Source organism: Bacteroides sp. AF25-5LB, from assembly GCF_003602965.1.
GTDB classification, from domain to species: domain Bacteria; phylum Bacteroidota; class Bacteroidia; order Bacteroidales; family Bacteroidaceae; genus Bacteroides; species Bacteroides uniformis.
Map to the genome: position 1 here is coordinate 257,068 of NZ_QTMC01000004.1, position 17,937 is coordinate 275,004.

At 52.0% G+C, this 17,937-nt stretch carries 29 protein-coding genes; all 29 read left to right on the top strand.

Annotated elements, in window-relative coordinates; genetic code table 11:
• Positions 1–22: 22 nt before the first annotated feature.
• The gene (locus tag DWY57_RS06875; RefSeq protein WP_004322721.1) at positions 23–259 is read left to right on the top strand and encodes a hypothetical protein; all 237 of its coding nucleotides are present in this window, start codon (positions 23–25) and stop codon (positions 257–259) included.
• Positions 240–1,172: a hypothetical protein gene (locus tag DWY57_RS06880; protein ID WP_008143040.1), complete on the top strand. Its 933-nt coding sequence runs from the start codon at positions 240–242 to the stop codon at positions 1,170–1,172. Before DWY57_RS06875 ends, DWY57_RS06880 begins: the two co-directional genes overlap by 20 nt.
• Positions 1,172–1,519 (top strand): hypothetical protein, encoded by a 348-nt coding sequence (locus DWY57_RS06885; protein WP_008143041.1) that lies wholly within the window; start codon positions 1,172–1,174, stop codon positions 1,517–1,519. Before DWY57_RS06880 ends, DWY57_RS06885 begins: the two co-directional genes overlap by 1 nt.
• 51 nt (positions 1,520–1,570) lie before the next feature.
• On the top strand, positions 1,571–1,789 hold the full coding sequence (locus tag DWY57_RS06890; protein ID WP_004293651.1) for a hypothetical protein: 219 nt from the start codon (positions 1,571–1,573) through the stop codon (positions 1,787–1,789).
• Between the two features lies 1 nt (position 1,790).
• A complete protein-coding gene (locus DWY57_RS06895) occupies positions 1,791–2,000 on the top strand; it encodes a hypothetical protein (RefSeq protein WP_004293652.1) in 210 nt (69 codons plus the stop codon).
• A 59-nt stretch (positions 2,001–2,059) separates the two neighbouring features.
• Positions 2,060–3,082 carry a hypothetical protein gene (locus DWY57_RS06900; protein ID WP_004293653.1) on the top strand — a complete coding sequence of 341 codons (1,023 nt, stop codon included), beginning with the start codon at positions 2,060–2,062 and terminating at the stop codon, positions 3,080–3,082.
• 2 nt (positions 3,083–3,084) lie between these two features.
• Positions 3,085–3,621 carry a hypothetical protein gene (locus DWY57_RS06905; RefSeq protein WP_004293654.1) on the top strand — a complete coding sequence of 179 codons (537 nt, stop codon included), beginning with the start codon at positions 3,085–3,087 and terminating at the stop codon, positions 3,619–3,621.
• A gap of 15 nt (positions 3,622–3,636) precedes the next feature.
• On the top strand, positions 3,637–3,852 hold the full coding sequence (locus tag DWY57_RS06910) for a hypothetical protein (protein WP_004303944.1): 216 nt from the start codon (positions 3,637–3,639) through the stop codon (positions 3,850–3,852).
• Between the two features lie 21 nt (positions 3,853–3,873).
• A complete protein-coding gene (locus tag DWY57_RS06915) occupies positions 3,874–4,686 on the top strand; it encodes a hypothetical protein (RefSeq protein WP_004293656.1) in 813 nt (270 codons plus the stop codon).
• Positions 4,665–5,450 (top strand): hypothetical protein, encoded by a 786-nt coding sequence (locus tag DWY57_RS06920; protein ID WP_004293657.1) that lies wholly within the window; start codon positions 4,665–4,667, stop codon positions 5,448–5,450. The genes DWY57_RS06915 and DWY57_RS06920 overlap by 22 nt, the downstream gene beginning before the upstream one ends.
• A gap of 69 nt (positions 5,451–5,519) precedes the next feature.
• Positions 5,520–6,419: a DUF932 domain-containing protein gene (locus DWY57_RS06925; protein WP_004293658.1), complete on the top strand. Its 900-nt coding sequence runs from the start codon at positions 5,520–5,522 to the stop codon at positions 6,417–6,419.
• Positions 6,420–6,430: 11 nt separating this feature from the next.
• A complete protein-coding gene (locus DWY57_RS06930; protein WP_004293659.1) occupies positions 6,431–7,021 on the top strand; it encodes a tyrosine-type recombinase/integrase in 591 nt (196 codons plus the stop codon).
• An 81-nt stretch (positions 7,022–7,102) separates the two neighbouring features.
• A complete protein-coding gene (locus DWY57_RS06935; protein WP_004293660.1) occupies positions 7,103–7,771 on the top strand; it encodes a hypothetical protein in 669 nt (222 codons plus the stop codon).
• 130 nt (positions 7,772–7,901) lie between these two features.
• Positions 7,902–8,492: a hypothetical protein gene (locus DWY57_RS06940; protein ID WP_119193843.1), complete on the top strand. Its 591-nt coding sequence runs from the start codon at positions 7,902–7,904 to the stop codon at positions 8,490–8,492.
• Positions 8,479–10,383 (top strand): hypothetical protein, encoded by a 1,905-nt coding sequence (locus tag DWY57_RS06945; protein ID WP_008143046.1) that lies wholly within the window; start codon positions 8,479–8,481, stop codon positions 10,381–10,383. Before DWY57_RS06940 ends, DWY57_RS06945 begins: the two co-directional genes overlap by 14 nt.
• On the top strand, positions 10,380–11,252 hold the full coding sequence (locus DWY57_RS06950) for a DpnD/PcfM family protein (RefSeq protein WP_004293663.1): 873 nt from the start codon (positions 10,380–10,382) through the stop codon (positions 11,250–11,252). Before DWY57_RS06945 ends, DWY57_RS06950 begins: the two co-directional genes overlap by 4 nt.
• A 140-nt stretch (positions 11,253–11,392) precedes the next feature.
• Positions 11,393–12,064, top strand: a complete 672-nt coding sequence (locus DWY57_RS06955; RefSeq protein ID WP_004293664.1) for a hypothetical protein — start codon at positions 11,393–11,395, stop codon at positions 12,062–12,064.
• Positions 12,061–12,411, top strand: coding sequence for a hypothetical protein (locus DWY57_RS06960; protein WP_004293665.1), 351 nt, complete (start codon positions 12,061–12,063; stop codon positions 12,409–12,411). The genes DWY57_RS06955 and DWY57_RS06960 overlap by 4 nt, the downstream gene beginning before the upstream one ends.
• Complete coding sequence (locus DWY57_RS06965) at positions 12,412–12,732, top strand: hypothetical protein (RefSeq protein WP_004293666.1); 321 nt, start codon at positions 12,412–12,414, stop codon at positions 12,730–12,732. It abuts the gene before it with no gap.
• Positions 12,733–12,751: 19 nt separating this feature from the next.
• Positions 12,752–13,171 (top strand): hypothetical protein, encoded by a 420-nt coding sequence (locus DWY57_RS06970; RefSeq protein WP_004303935.1) that lies wholly within the window; start codon positions 12,752–12,754, stop codon positions 13,169–13,171.
• Between the two features lie 32 nt (positions 13,172–13,203).
• On the top strand, positions 13,204–13,722 hold the full coding sequence (locus DWY57_RS06975; protein WP_004293668.1) for a hypothetical protein: 519 nt from the start codon (positions 13,204–13,206) through the stop codon (positions 13,720–13,722).
• A 34-nt stretch (positions 13,723–13,756) separates the two neighbouring features.
• Complete coding sequence (locus DWY57_RS06980; RefSeq protein ID WP_004293669.1) at positions 13,757–13,936, top strand: hypothetical protein; 180 nt, start codon at positions 13,757–13,759, stop codon at positions 13,934–13,936.
• On the top strand, positions 13,887–14,180 hold the full coding sequence (locus DWY57_RS06985) for a hypothetical protein (protein WP_004303931.1): 294 nt from the start codon (positions 13,887–13,889) through the stop codon (positions 14,178–14,180). Before DWY57_RS06980 ends, DWY57_RS06985 begins: the two co-directional genes overlap by 50 nt.
• 11 nt (positions 14,181–14,191) lie before the next feature.
• A complete protein-coding gene (locus tag DWY57_RS06990) occupies positions 14,192–14,695 on the top strand; it encodes a hypothetical protein (RefSeq protein WP_004293671.1) in 504 nt (167 codons plus the stop codon).
• A 17-nt stretch (positions 14,696–14,712) separates the two neighbouring features.
• Positions 14,713–15,417 (top strand): radical SAM protein, encoded by a 705-nt coding sequence (locus DWY57_RS06995; protein ID WP_008672671.1) that lies wholly within the window; start codon positions 14,713–14,715, stop codon positions 15,415–15,417.
• A 20-nt stretch (positions 15,418–15,437) separates the two neighbouring features.
• Positions 15,438–16,340 (top strand): hypothetical protein, encoded by a 903-nt coding sequence (locus DWY57_RS07000; protein ID WP_004293673.1) that lies wholly within the window; start codon positions 15,438–15,440, stop codon positions 16,338–16,340.
• Positions 16,341–16,441: 101 nt separating this feature from the next.
• Complete coding sequence (locus DWY57_RS07005) at positions 16,442–16,918, top strand: hypothetical protein (protein ID WP_008143055.1); 477 nt, start codon at positions 16,442–16,444, stop codon at positions 16,916–16,918.
• 38 nt (positions 16,919–16,956) lie between these two features.
• Positions 16,957–17,403: a hypothetical protein gene (locus tag DWY57_RS07010; protein WP_004293675.1), complete on the top strand. Its 447-nt coding sequence runs from the start codon at positions 16,957–16,959 to the stop codon at positions 17,401–17,403.
• 22 nt (positions 17,404–17,425) lie between these two features.
• Positions 17,426–17,932 carry a hypothetical protein gene (locus DWY57_RS07015; RefSeq protein WP_008143058.1) on the top strand — a complete coding sequence of 169 codons (507 nt, stop codon included), beginning with the start codon at positions 17,426–17,428 and terminating at the stop codon, positions 17,930–17,932.
• Positions 17,933–17,937: the final 5 nt, after the last annotated feature.

A 17,937-nucleotide genomic window follows, 5' to 3' on the forward strand; every position in this document is an offset into this window, starting at 1 on the left:
ACGCATAATAACTGGAAATACAATGAAGACATCATACGGACTTGAATTTGACACGGTAACAGAAATCAATCCTGAATGGAGCGACTATGACAAGACGATAGCAGGATGTCACCTGGCCAATGCCAGGGTGGTCATCGTGGATACGGAATACGGGCAACCGATAGACAATGAGCATGACCTTGAAGAAATCTACCGGATTCTCGAAAAGAAAAAGACAGGCCATACTAAAAATGAACGACATGGAAGAAAAACGAGATAACAAGGAAATCAGGGTACGCCTGCACCATATCGACCGTGGAAACTGCACGGAAGTATGGGAGGTGCAGACAGAGAAGGGGAAGCCCAGACGCTATCTGGGACGTGACGACGGTTATGGACCGAAGGAGTGGTACACGCTCTGCGATGCTCCCTACGGCTATTGCGAACGCGACTGCCATGTGAGGGAGGACCTCACCCTCATTGTCTGCGACAAAGATTGGAACGAGGTGTTGCGAGACGGAACGGACAGGGAACGCTTTCCTGAAAGTTTCCCTTCACTGGATGAAGCCTGCAACGAGGCATGGAGCAAGGTCGTGAAAGTGCTTCCGCATGTCACGCACAAAGGTTTCGGGCAGTGGATCACCAAACAGTCATTCCTCCCGCTCAGCCAGACCGAAGAATTGAATTGGCGGGATAGCTACTATGAGGAAGAAGCGAGTGAGATACTCTCACGTTTTACATGGATCGGTGAAGAGTATGCCATATTCAAGGTTACCCAGAGGCACACCAAGTGCGACGCCCAATGGTACGAGTATTACGCGGGGAAGACAAACCGGCAGGAACACGAGTGGTATACCCGTTTCTTCGGTTACGAGTACCATGACCGGCATATCAGCGACGTACTCCGGACACTCGGAAGGCGGTGCGACGACATCATCCGTACTGCGGTGGAAACCCGCACGGACCACTATTACGGGCGTACGGTTTCCTGTTTCATGGACGAGTTCATCGGTTACGACCTGTCCCATGAACAGGTCCGTGACGCCAAGGAATGCAGATTGCGCAAGGCACGGGAAGACTACGACGAAGCGAACGCCTACTATTACAAACTGAAAGAGAATGAGGAAAGCATCCGTGGTATCGAATTGATGCTGCACTGCATAAGACAACAAATCCGAAAAATGAAAAGATAATGGCCAGAAAACTACATGTAGCCAGAGTTTGGCAAATCGAATACAAATATCCGGGTATGTATGGCGGGGACGGTCAGGATATCTTTTATGATATCCTGACAATGTTCGAAGTTGATAACTCCGCAGAAGACGCCTATACCGATGACTTCGAAATAGCCCGTTCGGGTCTGCAGCAGCTAAGAAAACATATCTCAGAACAGGATGAAACCTTCCGGCAGAATGCCGAAGAATTTTATTCCTGCCTGGCAAAGGTCGGGATGGACCGGGAAAAGTTTATCGAAGTACTCGATTGTCTAATCAACGGCAGTGACCAAAGCGATGCCTATGTGCATGTCTCATGGTTTTAATGATATGCCATGAAGGCGTTTCGAGCAAACCTGCCGTAACATCAAACCTGTATGAAACCTAAAGATAACGGGCTGGCCAACCTTCATGACCGGAAACGTGAGGAACGCGGTTTCTGCTGCATGCAACTGATCATATTCCTTACAGACAATGGAGTGAAGAGCTGGGATGAATGGCACCGGGCGCATACCGACGCGGCCCGGGGCGAATGCAGATACCGCAAGCGGTGCCCGGTTTATGGACGTAGCAAACATTTAATGAACAATAAATAATATGGTACTTAATATTGTAAAAAACGACCTGCCTGCCTCATGCATTGCAGAATATGTAAGATGCGTATTTGACAATGCCAAAGTAAACATCAAAGATGAAAATGCAGTATCCGTCGACATCGAAGTGACCGGAAAGAACGAGCTGCACTCTTTGGAAGGATTAAAAGAGTTGGAATACTATTTTAAAGATTATGACATAAGAATATGGTGACCGCCATGCAACGGGCGGCAAACCGGAAATTGTTCAACTACAGATAAAAAACAAGCAACATGGAACAGGAAAAACCTACAAAGCCGGAAACAGACAGAACCTTTCCGGAAGACGATGACACACTTTACCGTGAAATGACAGTGCACATGCCCCGCTGCTATTTTCCGACTTCGCTAGGCGAGAACAGTATCCTCAAATTTGCCGGAGAGGAATTCCGCCGCGTCAAGAATATTGTCTGCCGGCGCTACAACTTTAACGAGGACAAATATATCCGGGAGAACGCCGGCGTATCCCCTTTCGACTCTGTTCGAGGCAACTTCGAGCAGGAAGTGTACAGACGTCTCCGTAAGGATTATGCGCACCTCAGTATCATCTCCATCAGAAGATCACTTATGGAGAAAATCCGCGACGCCGTGAAGAAGGAGAACAACATCATCGGCACGTTCTACCGCAACTGCGGCGTACATTACCGGGAGGCGGAATCAGCGGAGTATGAAACCTCCCCGATAGTGGTGGTCCACAATTCCGCTTTTTACGGATACGGCGGTTATGAAAGTGCGACCGTTTATGAACTTTTCATCGACGGGAACGGCAAACTGCTCTGCACGCTCAACGGCGAAGCCGGCGAGGATTTCGATGAGCCCATCGGACAGGTACAGACCGAGGGATTGCTTGAGATTGCCCACTGGCTGGAAGAACACGGGTTCATCTCCGCTGATGTCAATGACGACGAGATTGTCGTATGCGAGGGGTGCGGTTCAGACAATATACAGACCCAGGCATGGGTGGATCCGAATGCCCGTACATTCATCGGTACCACGGGTATAGACCGCTATGATAACTGGTGCGACGAATGCGAGGACCATCAGCCATTCTGTACTTTAAAAGAGTTCAAAGAACGCATGGAGGAATGGTGGAACTCGTTGGACGCAAATCAAATGGAACAGATCACGGGTTGCCGTCAGGACAAGTGTCCGGCCGGAGACAACCATCAGGGGTTTGCCGAAACCTGCAATGAATGGTGGGAAAACAAGGGCTATGACGAGAAACGTAAAATCTGGAAAGAACATAATGACTGCTGATTATGATTTACAATCTTCTTAAACGCATACAGAACCTGTTGGCTTCCAAGCCGTCCGGGACAAAGGAGGAACAGGAAATCCTGAGTCTGGTCAGCCAGGCGCTTCCTGCAATGCTCAATGGGCATGATACGGAAACACTTGCCGCCAATGAGCTGCTGGTACGGATATGCCCCGACACCAAACGGCCGGTCCTCGTATGCCATAACGGCAACGGGCAGTGCCTGTGCCTGCACAATGGGACGACGGAAGAGGATGCCGTCGACGTGGACTTATGGCTGCGTTCCAACGGTAGAGAGTGTAACGGCTACAACAAGTTGCAGGAGGCTGTCGTGGACCTTGCCTACAATGCCGGGGCGGACAACCTGTGGGAGGACAGGGACTCCCGTGCCGTCAATGCCGAGATCGTCCAGTGGGCGGAAGAATTCGAGACTGAGCATGCGGGCACTGATTGGGATGCGGAGGACTACTTCCTTGCCATCGACAGGTTTTACAAGGAAAAGACAAAACAAATGAATCCGGTTACAATACCGGCGAACTGAAAAAATGGCAACCGAATGGACAAGGAAATTGCAGAAGAAATCATCCGGGAAAACCGTTATCCGTCCGGATATGACATACAAGACTATCTGTTTGACAATGAGGATACTGTGCTTTCTCTGGAGGACGGAACGGAGCTGCTTGATGACTTCGACCTCTGGAAAGAACGTTCCGACCTCGAACTTGAAAAAATCATGGACCGGAACTACTGGTCCTCGACTGGTGGATATTAGATTAAAAACAGGAATATAATTATGGTAAGAGAACTTTATCAACGGCTCAGGGAATATTTCAACAACTTACCCGAACCGACAGAAGAGGAAAGACAATTTATCCGGGAGCTGAACGCCGGGTATTTCCCTATCACGTCCGTCCACCGCGATGACCTGGAAGGACAAGGTTTCGATGTGGAAAAGATCAGCGATGACGACATGCAGAATCTGGCGGAAAAGATGGCCGACGATTACTGCGAACAGTTGTTCTGGCCCAGCATGGAAATCATTGCCGGAGAAATCCTGAGTTTCCCGAAAGTAAAAACAAAAGACATTATCTGTCCGAAATGCAATTCGGAAAATATCCGTTATGATATTCACGAAAGTCGGTTCCACTGCGGCGAGTGTTCCCTGGCATGGGATGACAAGTTATATGCACTCGTGGAATTTCCCGAGGAAAGTGCTCCTTTCGAGGAAGAAGGAACCGGTTATCCGGCATGGGGAAGCGGGGAGAACGGGGCGCTTTACGTGCCCGAGGAAGACTATATACGCCATACCGGCAAATCTCCCGAACGGGACAAGTGTTACCGTGCCGTGTGTTGGCCGGACTCCCAGAAATACATGGGAACGAAAGGTTGTGAACCCATACAGGATGAAAACGGGATACGGGATTTCGGCACATCGGCATACTGGGTGCCGCTGCTTCTGACGGAAGAAGCGGCAGAGCGACGAATGGACAAGAAAAAGGTACCGGTATGCCCCGAATGTGGGGGCACAGATATTGACATTCTGAGTGACGAGGGCGTGGCCGTATGCAATGACTGCTGCCTTGAATGGCCTTACGCGGAGGATTGAGAATGGAAACGGTAGATGTTTATACGGAACGAGGCGACCTGGTCACCTGTTCCGATTGCGGCAAGGTGATGCTCCTGCCGTATGGAGCGGATAAATGTCCCGCCTGCAAGAAAGAAGGTTGCCTGGTATGGACGGACGAAAGCTTGCGGGAAGCCGACATCGACTCCCTGCTCGAGAGGCACTGTAACCTGCACCAGAAGAGCGAACTGCAACCGGAGGAGTATCTTTCACTTTCCATACTGGTGACCGAGTATATTCCATATCTGGCCGATAAACCGCAGACAGCGCGTGAAACCCTGTTCCTACTCCTTGAAACCGGCTCTCTTTTCGAGAAATACTGGCGGGATACAAGATGCTTCCAATCCGAAAATATCTACACGCCCGCCATCAAGACACTGCTTGACAAACTGGACGTGAAACTGCGAGAGGGCGACACGATTCCGGTAGAATACCAGGATTGCCGCTCCCTGGAGGACTTCTTCAGGGTCGTTGCCGGCGAGCGTCCGGCAAAGGAAGAGGTATCGTTTTCTTCAGATAAGGAGGGAAACTATTATTTCAACGGACGCAAGGTCAAGGTGGAAAATTCTGACGAGTACGCCTACCGCCTGCTGAAAACCAAAATACAGACGAGCTACCGGCGTCCGGTAGATTTTTACTTCCGCTTCCTTGCCCGTTTCGGACCATACGGAACTTATGGCAACGTGTATTACCCGAGTATCACGGACCTGATATGCAGGCGTTACCTGCCTGAAACCGCAAAATGAATTCCGGAAAGGCGATGGACAACGGTTCACCGCCTTTCTTATTGTATAACTTTTTTAATATCAATCATTATGGCAACAGCATTAGCAACAACGGCCGCCCCCGTGCAGTTCGATTTCCAGAACAACAACGTCGAGGTGATGACGCTCGACACGCTCCGGCGCACACACAAGGAAAATGACATCTATGGCAACCCGCTCAAGGGAATCTACCATTACGAGGTGATAGAGCGCATGGCGGACATCTGCCAGAAACACAACCTGAATTACGAGGTGGAGGAAATCTTCGCCGCCCAGAACAAGAACAAGGCACAGCCCGGCGTGGTCGTCCTGCCCCAGGTGGAACAAAAGTACGGGGCGATGGCCGTCGAGGCGCATATCCTGCGCCGCGTTTATACGACCATCCGCATTAAGGAATGGGAAACGGACGAGCTGACCACGACGCTTGTCATCGCCTTCCATCAGGACGGCATCCAGGCGGCCATCGGCCCGTGCGTCAGGGTGTGCCACAACCAGTGCATCCTCTCCCCCGAACGCAGTGTGTCGAACTACGGGAAAGACAAAGTCACCACCGAAGAGCTTTTCGGTCGTGTAGACGAGTGGCTCTCGAACTTCGAGGTACAGATGAACGAGGACAGGGAACGCATCCGCCGCCTGAAAGCGAAAGTAATTACCCCGGTGGAGATGTACGCCTACATCGGATTGCTGACAGCATTGCGCGTATCGCATGACAGTTCCGACAAGCGTCTTTCGTCCAAGGTGGAGACCTATCCCCTGAACCAGTCCCAGATTTCCATCTTCACCGAGGACCTGCTCAAACTCACCGAAGAGAAGAAGACGCTCACGGCGTGGGATATCTATAACGTGGCAACCGAAATCTACAAGCCCGGACGTACGGACATTCCGGCCATGATTCCCCAGAACGGGGCGCTGGCCGAGCTGATGCTCTCGGAAGGGTTGCCGGAATCTTAAAAGGCTGCCACGTGACAAGAATCAAGGGACAACTGACGACAGCCGACTACCTGCCCATAGCGGAATATAACAGGCTGGTCCGCGGGCTTGAGAAGGACGGCGAGTACCTGTGGGAGACCTACTGCTGGCTGTCGTTCTGCACGGCATGCAGGGCCTCCGACGTGAGGACCCTGCGCTGGAAAGACATCTTAGGAAAAAGCACCATGACCCGCATCGAGCAGAAAACAAAGAAAAACCGCCTGATCAAGTTCAACAGGGACGTGCAGGAGAAGAACCGTTTCCTGTACGAGATGCTCGGACAACCCGCCCCCGAACAGTACATCTTTCTCAGCCCGCGTACCGGGAAACCTTACTCGCTGGAATACATCAACAGGCTGCTCAAGGTATTCAAGGTAAGGTACAGGCTGCCGATCAGGGCATTCTCCACACATACCTTCCGCAAGACTTTCGGGCGCTATGTCTACGAGCTGATGGGACGCTCGGCCGAGGGCCTGATCCTGCTCAACCAGATATTCCGCCATTCCAACCTGGAAACCACCCGGCGCTACATCGGGCTGGCGCAGGAGGACATCGACAAAGTGTTCGATTCCATACGTCTATGAGAATATTTTCAACGATGCCCGGAACCCGAGCGGGAGGTTCCGGGCTATGCTTTATATAACATATCAAAATCAGAACTGTAAATGGACACACCGATATATATCGACACATACTTCCGCGTCGAGTCCGGCTATGACGGCGGTCGCATGCCGGAAGAGAAAGCCGGACGCTTCTTCGACGAGGTAAAGCGCCTTTTCACGGAAACAGGGTTCAGCATCAAGGAAAACAAATACAAAGACGGTTGTCCCGAGGTGTATCTCGGAAAGACATGCCTGTACTGTCATCCCCAATCGTTATCGGGCCCTGTTCTTAAAGAGCACATGGAGCTTATCGAGAAGATTCTGGCACAAGGAACGACCTTCCGGTACCTACGTACTGACACTTACGGCGAGATTCTCGACCTGACGGAGGAGGAAGAACTCGCGTATTACCACAAGACTCATGACATGACTATCGGGGGTGTCTTTCTCGACGCCTTCCGCACCAAGCGCCGGAACCTGTACAAGAGCCGGGAGCAGGTGCTGGAAATACTCGTCGAAAAGCTGCGTGTCAAGACACTCCGTGGGAAGTCCGTTTATTCGAACACCTCCCCGGCATACCGTTATATCAGGGAAATGTACGGGAAAATGGTGTCTGAAGGACGGCTCGTCGAGGGATGCAAGCAAACCGCTTCCGGGAAACTGCCGCTCTGCCGCACGGCAACCGGCAGGGAACTGAAAATGAAAAGACGGGAAGACGACAGGACGGAATGACACGCGGTTCCGTACCGGACATGGCCGGATACCAGTCCGAAGACTTCTGTAAATCATAATTTTCAAGCCGGACTGTCAATCGAAAGAAGGACGACCCGGCTATACTTCAACAACAAGAGATAGCACTATTATGAGCATACAAATCGGAAAACTGTTGCCGGACGGCAGTGTCCGGCACATCAAGGCGCTCCATGAGACGCTTTCAAAAGACCTTGTGAGGAAACTCCGGGTGTTCTATCCCAATGACAGACGGGTAGATGCCCTGCTGTCGCTGGGCGACATACAAAAACTGGGACCGTCACCCTATGGAAAATGGACAGGAACCAGCGATACCGTCCACTGTTTTTCAAAGATCCGTGACGGACGGGAAACACCGCGGCAATCCGCATCACGCATCGCGGACAACGCAGACATTTTCGGCCGCATGGAGGACACGTGCCTCCTGTTCGATAACGGCAGATGGCATGTCATGGACAAGGGAGAATACTGTGAACAGCCGCTCTTCGTCGAAGATACGCCCTCCCATGACAGCATGAAACCGATCACGGTATATGTGAACAACCATGTCCGACTCGAAAAGATAAATACACCGCAGCACTGGCAGGGACTTGAGGAACTCGCCGAACGGGAATCCAGGATACTCTATGTCTACCGGGGGTGCCGCCTTGTGAGAATCGTCCGTTCGTCCAACCTTAAAAAGAAACTGTATGCGGCACAATAACATCGTATCGGCCATAGAATGGCTGCCGGAACACCTGTTCACGGAAGAGATCGTGGAAGCAGCCGTCGAAAGCAAGGAAATAGAGGTGCTGAGCCATATTCCGGGACGTTTCCTCACACCCGGACGTATAGAACGAATCATCGCGGGCAGCACGGAGAGCTGGCACAGCTTCGAGCTGCGCAATATTCCGGAGGCGTACCGTTCGGGAGCAGTCTGTGACTACGCCATGCGCAAAAAACCGAAGAATATCACGGCCGTTCCCGAAGCAATGGTTACCCGAGAAATGGCAGAAGCGGTCATCCGAAACGGACGCGGGGATTTCGACATTCTCGCCTTCATACCTGAACGCCTTTGGGATGCGCAACTGGCATACCTGGCCTTGCGCAGCTATATTTACGACCCGTATTACACGGACAGCAGGACAGACGCCGTCATGAAAACGGGGCTTATCCTCGGATATGTCCCCGTTGAGGTAAAGACTCAAGAGTTCTATTACGGGATGCTCGACGGGATGAAAATATTGAGCACGGTTACCGATGCCGTCGTGCCGTCCCGTTTCAAGACTGCGGCATACTACCGCAAGATGGCGGAACATGACCTCTCGCTTGTTCCCGCCCGGTTCTATTCCTATGAGATTCTCCATGCGGCTGTCTGTTCGACCGAAGGAAAAAACTTCATCACAGACCCCCAGTTTTTCAAGCCGTTGTCGGTATATCTGGACGACATGCTGGCGGACCGGCTGATGGAGAAACACCCTTACATGTTCGGGGAGTTGCCGAAGCGGTTCAAGACACCGGAAAGACTGGTCATTGCCATCGATAACAGCAAACGGGAGACGAACTGCTATATCGACGAGGAAACTGAACAATCCCTGCTCTCGGTGGAAGTGTGCAAGGCATTCATCCGAAGAAACGGCAACTGTCCCGAATTTCCTGAAAATGTATGGACGCGGGAATTTGTCGACTACTGCATGGAGCACGGGACGAGTTTCCGCTGGTTCCGCCAGATGCCCAAAAAGTTCCAGAGCTCCGCGAACACGCAGGCGGCGTATGATTACGGTCATTACCATATCTGTGACTTTGCCAAACGGTTCATCACTCCGCAAATGGCGAAGGAGTGCTACCAGGAGCGCAGTTATGCACATGCCATCCCCGGACATTTCCTCACGGAGTTCTGCCGACAGACCGGACTGCCCGAGAAGTTCTACGGCGGGGAAACCACGATGCTGTCGCTGAAAAACAGCCGTGACGACTATACTTACTGCAAAGTCGGCAATACCTGTCTGGCCTTTTACCTGAAAGAACAATACGAGCCGTCCTCGGCACATCTGATGATGACGCGGTCGGATTCAAAATACTGCACGCCGGAGAAGGTGTTCGACGTGCCTGTCGGAACCTTCCACCGCACGTGGCTGGAAAAGATCGTGGCGGAAAACGACCCCCGCTTTGTCAAACCCCGTGTGGACAAAGCGTTGAAAGCCGTACAGGCGGTCTGCTATTACGGTGTCGAGAAGTTGAAGGACCTGAACCGTACGGAAATCTTCCGCAACACCTTCATGGGTGAGACCATCGGTTACTGCGCCCGCCGCAGGGACCTGACCTACCACAGCGACAACTGCGGGACCCTTATCGAGGGCTTGAAGTTCAAGATCCGGGGAATGGCTGTCCCCGTAACCTTGGCGGAAGACATGACTCCTTATACGGCCGACATGCTGCACCGGAAGTTCGGCTTCTGCTATATCGGAATGACGGCATTCGCCACGGACTACGGCCTGGACATGGAGAAGGCATACACCTTTGCACAGATGCGCCAGATCGTAAGGGAGAAAGGGCACAAGCCGTCATTGAGAAACTACAAACGTGAACTGAAACAAATAAACATCATACAATGAAAAAATACCGGATAGCTATCGAAGAGACGCTCCGTAAGGTCGTGGAGATCGAGGCAGAAACGCCCGGTCTGGCCGTCTGCAGGGCGGAAGACGAATACAATGAAGAGAAACACGTGCTGTCAGCCGACAATTTCGCAGGAGCTGACATCGCGCTCTCGACTGATGACAGCACGGTCATGGAGACTCTGGAAGACGTGGATTTCATCGGATACGTGCAACGCCGTTTCGAGGAATGCCGGGAGTCCATATCCGTCGAAGACAAAGTCCGGCTGGCATTCGGAAGTTTCGACAACGCCCTGTATGAGTTCGGCGAATACCGTAAGGAGGCGGCCCGGAACCGCCCGCAGGTCTACCTGCTGTACCGGAGCGATGCCTGGCACAACCGTTCTTCCATGGAGCTCATAGCCCCGTTCTCCTCCCTCGAAAACATGATGGAGTACCTGCGGCGTAAGAAGAAGGAATTCCGCCTGACGGAAAGTGATCTGGAAGAGTTCAAGAACAACCGGCAGACGAAGGGGCGCGACGAAAACTACCTGTACGAGTCGGATTATTTGGATGTGCTGCCGGAACAGGAACCCGAACTGCCGCCGAAAGATGACGCTTTCTATGACAAGGTTTTCACCTGCGGGCAATCCGAGCTGTCACGCAGGGAGTTGGAATCTCTGCCGGAGCCGTTCGATACCTACCATGTTACGGACGAAGAAATGGAACAGATTGTGTACGAAACGGAAATGGAGACACGGGACCGGCTGCGGCTCGGTAAAAGAAAGCCCATAGATTTTGACAATGACCGCCATAGTGAAATCTGGTGGGAAGAAATGGAAAAAGCAGTGGTAAGGCACGGCGTACCGTACTACGAGGCCGAATAACGAAAATAGAACCTGTTCATCACATGCCATAATGATGACGGGCCGTCGCGGCTACGGCTGCGGCGGTCTTTTTTTTCAAAACGAGGTGAGTATTCCACCCCTTATACAAAACGATTACCTACTCTTAAAAAAACGGATTTATGAAACAGACAAGACAGGATTTCTTCACGGCGAACGGGGAAGGAATCAAAATCATGACATTTACGGAGTTCGCCCGGCATATCCTGCGTATGGAATGCGGGGAAAGTCTGGAACTGTATGCCGTTGTGAACCGGCAGACACGGGAATGCTCCCGGCCGCTCTCTGTCAGAAAGGAACAATGGAACGGTACGCCCTTTTACCTGCTCGGCGGGCACGGGCAGGAAGTCCGTACCATCAATTTTGCGGGTCGTCCGAAAGAGGAGTTTGAAACGACCTGCCATGATGTCTTGGACAGCTACGATGCCGTGGAAAGTATCGGGGCGGTCGTGTCAAGACTGCGTGAATTATCTCCTGAAGAACTGCATAAGCGGATTGCGGAAGAGATGAAGACCGGCTGTAAATACCTGTTGGTCTACCGCAGCGAGGAGGAGATGACGGCCGCACTCGACGGCAAGATATACGCCATCAGCGATACGGACGGCAAATTCCTTTGCGACCTGTATCAGCCGGATTATCTCCATCTGGAAAACGGGGGCGATATTGTGGACACCGCATCCATTCCGGACATGCATTTCCATTCCGATTGGGCAATCGCCAACCCCACGGTACGCGACAAGGTGCTCTCCTCCCGGATGGTGATTATATATACCCACGAAACGGTAACGCTATGATAGAGATTGGCAACAGGATAGAAACGCCGGAAGGTGTGTTCTATGAACTGGAATACGGAGGGGAAGGAAACATCTACAAGAACGAGGATGCCTTTCTCAACCGCCCCGATGAAGTGTGCTATGTACCTGAATACGCGGCAGAAGACCGTGAGGACTGGCGTGTGTCGGAGAGCAGTGACGGCTGTTTCACGCATAACTCACTGCTCGCCCTGTGCAAGGGTAATGAAGAGGTGTGCCAGGATCTGTTTTACAGCCTTGAATGGACGTACCCGACCACCTTGCTGGAAGAATGGGACTCGAACGGCTATTTCGATGAGATCGAGGGCTGGTATGACAGTAACGATTAAATGGAACGGCATATCATGGACAGGAAATACAAAATCACATACTCGGGAAAAATCACGGGCAAGACCCCGAACTACATATTGAGCCTGCGGGCGCATCTGAAAGGCATCTTCCCTGAAATGGAACGGTATGGTAAGGAAGAATTCGACCACGTGCTTCATTGCATCAGCTCGTTCATTGATGATTTTACCTTCAAGGTACGCAATTCCCGATACCGGGGAGACATCCTGAAAAGGACTATCAGTAACGACTGCCTGAAAGTGTTCAACCTGGGTGACGAGAAAGTGATACTGACCGTCTCCTTCACCCCGCTGGAAACATGAAACCAACAATATGACAGATATGGATAAAATACAGAAAGACAATGCGGAGCCGGGCAAAGCCCCGGACAAAATGAGCGCCGACAAGCTGCATCTGTTCGCCACCCAGTACGCCTTTATCGACGGACGGCTGCACGAGGCCGAGCAAGCCATGCTGAAATTCATGCTGGAGTTCCTGGCACAATATGGCCGCGTATCACTCGGCCTTACAGAAGAGGAGGAACTCGATGACAACAACTTCCCCGTCACGACAACCTTGTACGGGAAGCACGACACGCCCCGTATCAAGCTTACCGATGTCTACCTGACGGATGACGGGGAATATCTCCTTGCTGACGGAATAGATGCGGAGACCGGGGAAAAACGGGACGGATTCTATATCTACAGCGAACAATACGCCGATATCTTCCAGTTCGTCGGCCACGCTTCGGAGATGAACTGACGAATGAGGAACAACCATAAAACGAAATATCAATGGACTGTATCAAAGATTTACAAGACGCCATCCGCAACATTCTCGTGAACAACGGCCTTACGGAACTCTGTCTGGGAGAGCCTGACGAACTGGACGATCCCACCTATATCATCTGGTATGACAGGCACTGTGAGCCTCACGAAGACCCGGTATTGAAGGTTTACCTTGAAAATGAGGGCATTGCCGTTGAGGTCGAAGCCCGCAGTTTCGGGAACACGATAACCGTCTACGATTATGACATAGACCGTATTGAATGGTGGAAAGGCATTCATGCCAATATTCTGGAAGTGCTGGAGCGTGACGGCAAGCGCCGGTGTCCGGCCTGTGGCAGGACGGTCAAGGGGAAGCAGCGGTATTGCGGTGCCGGATGCCGTGATTTCATGACTCCCGGACCGACAGTGGAGCAGGTCGCGGAAAAAGCCAACCGGAATATCCGCAAACTGGCAAGCCTTGCCGCCGGAAAAGACAAGGCGTACCGGAAGCGGCTGATAGAGAAATATACCGTCGGTCCGTCATAAGCCGGCTTTGTTACACTAAAAAATGTATGATATTATGGCAACAAGAACCATTTACCTGACCGTACGGCTCGATATCGACAACCCGAAGGCTGATGAAATAACGGACGAAGAGGTTGACGAAATTATCAGCGAAGTGGACTATGAATTCAAAAATTACGGGGACTATGAAATCGACACGGAAATCTGCGGGAAAAATGACGAAGGTGGTCTTTAGACGCTATCCCGACGGACAGGTCATCGCCCTGTTCCCGGACATACCGTGGAGCGGACGGCGGGGTGAAATAACCTCCTACATGCATGTCGGCCAGCATGGCGCAGCCGACTATGCGGGCGTGATCGCCATGACACGGCCAGCCCATGAAAAGGAGTACCGCAACCCGCTTTCCGAACTGAGAGCCATCGGTTACGATGACCTACACATCATGCGGCGTGCAAGACCGAAATTCATAAACAGCTAAAAACAAATCTTATGTCTCATAAACCGAATGCCGTTCCTGTCTTGCAGGAGGGAACGGTCTATACAATTATACTTGACAACGGACGAAAGGTCCACGACGTAATCTATCATGCCTGTGTCGCCTCCGGCAAGTCGTATTTCGCCAAAGGCGATAAGACCTATCCCGCCGAAAAGGTGCGGAACCATTCAATCACCGGACATGCCGCATCGGACGGCTCTAGAAGGAACGGCACACCCAATCCCGACCGCTTCGCCATCACGGATGAAGTGTGCGAGGTCGTTGATGTAGTTACCACGCCGGAAACCAATCCGGAAATGTTCCGGTGTCGTGTCAAATGCCTGATGTATTCAGGCCTGTCACAAGCCGAGGCTGAGAAAGTCATCGCTTCAACGCCACTAAAGCTGGAACTCTTCTACGACGTAGGCCGTGGCAGTTTCGCTATTGACGCCGAGGCAGTTGGCAACACACCGCTGTATAATCCTTACACGGGAAAGGAAATCCCGGATGAAACCTAAGCCGAACTACATCGAATATGAGAGAACTATATATCAAGAATCTCTGCATCGAGATTACCCGACGTTGCAACATGCGCTGTACCCATTGCATGCGGGGAGATGCCGAATCCGTGGATATCCCTTTGAAACATATAAGCAACCTGCTGCGGCATGTCAGGCATATTCACCATTTCAACATCACGGGCGGCGAGCCGTCGCTTAACGTCCGGGCCATCCGCCATATCCTCGAACGGGTACGCGCCTACGGTATTACTGTCAATGACTTTTATATCGTAACCAACGGCTCTGCCACATCCCGTTCGGAGGAATTCATAGAAGCCTGCGCCGCACTGTACGAGTACCAGGAGGAAAAGGAACAGGACTCCGGCCACATGCTCGAAATGAGCGACGACCGCTTCCATGATCCGGCAGAGCATGCCGCCACGCTCGCGGCACTTTCCCCGTATCCCTTTTTCGGAGTCCGGGGACAGGCCGAGCGTATCTTCCTTTTCCGGGAAGGCCGCAGCACGGAGGGGTTTCCGAACCCTGTTCATGGGATTTATCTTACGGAGGAGAACTACGTTTACGGCGACCTCTGTCTCAATGCTGAAGGCATGGTTCTCTCCAACGGGGACCTGAGTTATGCCCGCCAACGGGAACATGCCCTGTGTCCCTGCGGGAAACTGATGCAATATCTCCGGATGACCTTGAAAAAGCGTCAAAAAGAAAGATTGTACGAATAAATACACAAATCAAAAAACTTATGTCAATCGTATGCAGTATCTGCGGCGGCACTGGAGTGAAATGTACCGCCGTCATCGACCCGAACACCAGACAGTTCCTCGAATTTACCCGCAACGCCTTGTCGGACGGCCGGTGCAGCCAGTGCGGCAACGTTGCCCTGACCGACCCTGACGAAGTAAAAGCCGGGCTGGACAAGCTTTGGACGGAATATACGGCGCGGCATCGTGCCGCCCCCAACTACACCTGCTGCGACATTGTCCGGCATGGTGATTACGACGGGTGTGAAAAGGCGTATATCCGCATCGGAGGCCCGTCAGACGTGGTCGAGAAGTATCCGGTCGTGGCCGTGTGCCGCGACCTCGAAGAGCTCAAATCACTTGCGCTCCCTGACCCGACGCGAGAATTTACCCTCATGGGAATTCAAGGGTTCGAGTTCCACGACGTGTTGGAAAACAAGACCTACGAGATCGGGGTGGACGACCTGAAAATTCCCGTCACGACGAAAGAGGTGCTGGACTTTTACCCGGCGGAACATCGGCTGAAAGAAACGGACATCGAACAATATGCCGCGGCTTACACGGCCCGTATCAAGGCGTACAGGGAGTATACCCGTCAGCTCGACGCCACACTCGTGCGGCGGCTTCTCGACAAAGAGCGGCTGATGAAAGTCGGCGAGAGCGACGGTTTCCGCTTGAAACTCCATTTCGACTGGTTTGTCATTTTAAAGCGGGAGAACGAAAGGATGTACGCGCCTTTCAAATACGCTGTAAATGCTTATTGTCTGGATAATATCCAAACTTTCGACCGTCGTTATGTCACGCTCGAAGATGCCTTGCTCCACTGCCTGAACGGTTTCAACGAGAACGCGAACATTCCTAACCGTTACAAGTCCATCGGGCATTACCTGTCGGGGAAATCCTGACGACGGGCAGTGTATCGACGGGTTACCGGAGGCCACGGGTGCTTTCCCCTTGACCGGAATACCGTCGGAACAAGTAACAATGTAACCAAAGAATAAAAAATATGATGAATGATTATAAAATCAAGAACATTCTCGAATCCCTGAAAGAGGAGGTCGAGAACGGGAAGGTATCCCTGCGGGAAGCTGCTGTCGAACTTCATAAAGCCGGCTGGACGAATTTCATCGACATCGACGCCACGAGGAACCTACTGAAGACCCGGAATGTAACGGGGAACGGAAATGTCCCGGGAGTTTCCGACATGATGGGAAAATACCGCGAGATGAAAGCGGCGCACCCGGATGCCCTGTACATTTTCCGAAACGGGGAATCTTGTGAATTGTATGAGGATGATGCCATCGCCGCTTCCGGCATTTTGGGCATTGCCACCGCCGAACGCGTCGACGGGCAAGGGAAAGGCGTCAAGGAACTGCGGTTTTCTTTTCGTGACCTGGACGTGTATCTCCCCAAACTGATACGCGCCGGAAACCGGGTGGCTGTCTGCGAACCGAATCAAACCGGTTCGGGCAAACGAGTTTGATAACCATTAAATAACAAATATTCAAAACCCAAAGACACATGATAAAGATAACAACGATTTTCGGCGAGGACGCCGTACGGGAATATGAAGAGAACAATGAACTGCCTTCTGAAGAATGGCTGGCGGATAACGGGGGCGTCGTGGACGAGAAAGAGTTCGAGACTGAGGCGGAGTACAATGCCTACATCGCCGGGGTAAACGATGCCGACGGATGGAGTGATTATCATATCATACGCCACCGGTCGGAAGAGGCGGACACCTCGAGAGAGGAAAATCTCTGGCTACGTCTCGGAATTAGCGTCCGGGGCAGCCGGGAGGACATCGAAAGGATTCTAAACGGGGACACCGAAACCCTTCGGAAACTGCTCGATGCCGGACGTTATGGGATTGGCGGAGAGACCTATGTCCCTGGTTCGACCGTCGAGGGGTACAACGAGGACCACGACACGGAGTTCGAGGAGGAAGACGTGGAGTTCCATTTATAATAAAACCACACCATCTGCAATAATGATAACAGTAAAAGTTCTACTCGGTAAGGATACTGTAAGCATATACAGGAAAACCGGGGATATCTCGTCGGTGGAGAGCACGGCCGAATCCGGGGGATATGTGATAACCAGACATTTCGAGACCGAAGCTGAATACAAAGCCTACGCAATGGCTGTGGAAGACCTGGACGGACATGAAGACTGGCAGATGCTGGCTCCTGCCGTTACGCCGGAAGCTCCGTTCCGCAAAGGGGAATTTGTCCGGCTGACAGACGATGCAATTAAGCGGATACGTGAAAGTTTCGGGGACGGACCGGCTGACTACAGAAAGGAAATGATTTTGGAGGTGATTGCCTGGTGCCGCTATGAAGGCACATGGATCATTGAAGTCCGAGATATCCGTGAAGACGATACTCAGGAGTTCGATGCCGTTTTTCTGCGCCCCTTGACGGCACGGGATCTCGTGGCTATTTCCGCACCCCGACACCCGCTATCCACTGCGATATATCCTATTCACATCCGATAACTTAA

What these genes read in the sequence shown, in the direction of transcription:
- DWY57_RS06875 (WP_004322721.1), top strand. Translation starts at nt 23, where the DNA reads ATGAAGACATCATACGGACTTGAATTTGACACGGTAACAGAAATCAAT.
- DWY57_RS06880 (WP_008143040.1), top strand. Translation starts at nt 240, where the DNA reads ATGGAAGAAAAACGAGATAACAAGGAAATCAGGGTACGCCTGCACCAT.
- DWY57_RS06885 (WP_008143041.1), top strand. Translation starts at nt 1,172, where the DNA reads ATGGCCAGAAAACTACATGTAGCCAGAGTTTGGCAAATCGAATACAAA.
- DWY57_RS06890 (WP_004293651.1), top strand. Translation starts at nt 1,571, where the DNA reads ATGAAACCTAAAGATAACGGGCTGGCCAACCTTCATGACCGGAAACGT.
- DWY57_RS06895 (WP_004293652.1), top strand. Translation starts at nt 1,791, where the DNA reads ATGGTACTTAATATTGTAAAAAACGACCTGCCTGCCTCATGCATTGCA.
- DWY57_RS06900 (WP_004293653.1), top strand. Translation starts at nt 2,060, where the DNA reads ATGGAACAGGAAAAACCTACAAAGCCGGAAACAGACAGAACCTTTCCG.
- DWY57_RS06905 (WP_004293654.1), top strand. Translation starts at nt 3,085, where the DNA reads ATGATTTACAATCTTCTTAAACGCATACAGAACCTGTTGGCTTCCAAG.
- DWY57_RS06910 (WP_004303944.1), top strand. Translation starts at nt 3,637, where the DNA reads ATGGACAAGGAAATTGCAGAAGAAATCATCCGGGAAAACCGTTATCCG.
- DWY57_RS06915 (WP_004293656.1), top strand. Translation starts at nt 3,874, where the DNA reads ATGGTAAGAGAACTTTATCAACGGCTCAGGGAATATTTCAACAACTTA.
- DWY57_RS06920 (WP_004293657.1), top strand. Translation starts at nt 4,665, where the DNA reads ATGGCCTTACGCGGAGGATTGAGAATGGAAACGGTAGATGTTTATACG.
- DWY57_RS06925 (WP_004293658.1), top strand. Translation starts at nt 5,520, where the DNA reads ATGGCAACAGCATTAGCAACAACGGCCGCCCCCGTGCAGTTCGATTTC.
- DWY57_RS06935 (WP_004293660.1), top strand. Translation starts at nt 7,103, where the DNA reads ATGGACACACCGATATATATCGACACATACTTCCGCGTCGAGTCCGGC.
- DWY57_RS06940 (WP_119193843.1), top strand. Translation starts at nt 7,902, where the DNA reads ATGAGCATACAAATCGGAAAACTGTTGCCGGACGGCAGTGTCCGGCAC.
- DWY57_RS06945 (WP_008143046.1), top strand. Translation starts at nt 8,479, where the DNA reads ATGCGGCACAATAACATCGTATCGGCCATAGAATGGCTGCCGGAACAC.
- DWY57_RS06950 (WP_004293663.1), top strand. Translation starts at nt 10,380, where the DNA reads ATGAAAAAATACCGGATAGCTATCGAAGAGACGCTCCGTAAGGTCGTG.
- DWY57_RS06955 (WP_004293664.1), top strand. Translation starts at nt 11,393, where the DNA reads ATGAAACAGACAAGACAGGATTTCTTCACGGCGAACGGGGAAGGAATC.
- DWY57_RS06960 (WP_004293665.1), top strand. Translation starts at nt 12,061, where the DNA reads ATGATAGAGATTGGCAACAGGATAGAAACGCCGGAAGGTGTGTTCTAT.
- DWY57_RS06965 (WP_004293666.1), top strand. Translation starts at nt 12,412, where the DNA reads ATGGAACGGCATATCATGGACAGGAAATACAAAATCACATACTCGGGA.
- DWY57_RS06970 (WP_004303935.1), top strand. Translation starts at nt 12,752, where the DNA reads ATGGATAAAATACAGAAAGACAATGCGGAGCCGGGCAAAGCCCCGGAC.
- DWY57_RS06975 (WP_004293668.1), top strand. Translation starts at nt 13,204, where the DNA reads ATGGACTGTATCAAAGATTTACAAGACGCCATCCGCAACATTCTCGTG.
- DWY57_RS06980 (WP_004293669.1), top strand. Translation starts at nt 13,757, where the DNA reads ATGGCAACAAGAACCATTTACCTGACCGTACGGCTCGATATCGACAAC.
- DWY57_RS06985 (WP_004303931.1), top strand. Translation starts at nt 13,887, where the DNA reads ATGAAATCGACACGGAAATCTGCGGGAAAAATGACGAAGGTGGTCTTT.
- DWY57_RS06990 (WP_004293671.1), top strand. Translation starts at nt 14,192, where the DNA reads ATGTCTCATAAACCGAATGCCGTTCCTGTCTTGCAGGAGGGAACGGTC.
- DWY57_RS06995 (WP_008672671.1), top strand. Translation starts at nt 14,713, where the DNA reads ATGAGAGAACTATATATCAAGAATCTCTGCATCGAGATTACCCGACGT.
- DWY57_RS07000 (WP_004293673.1), top strand. Translation starts at nt 15,438, where the DNA reads ATGTCAATCGTATGCAGTATCTGCGGCGGCACTGGAGTGAAATGTACC.
- DWY57_RS07005 (WP_008143055.1), top strand. Translation starts at nt 16,442, where the DNA reads ATGATGAATGATTATAAAATCAAGAACATTCTCGAATCCCTGAAAGAG.
- DWY57_RS07010 (WP_004293675.1), top strand. Translation starts at nt 16,957, where the DNA reads ATGATAAAGATAACAACGATTTTCGGCGAGGACGCCGTACGGGAATAT.
- DWY57_RS07015 (WP_008143058.1), top strand. Translation starts at nt 17,426, where the DNA reads ATGATAACAGTAAAAGTTCTACTCGGTAAGGATACTGTAAGCATATAC.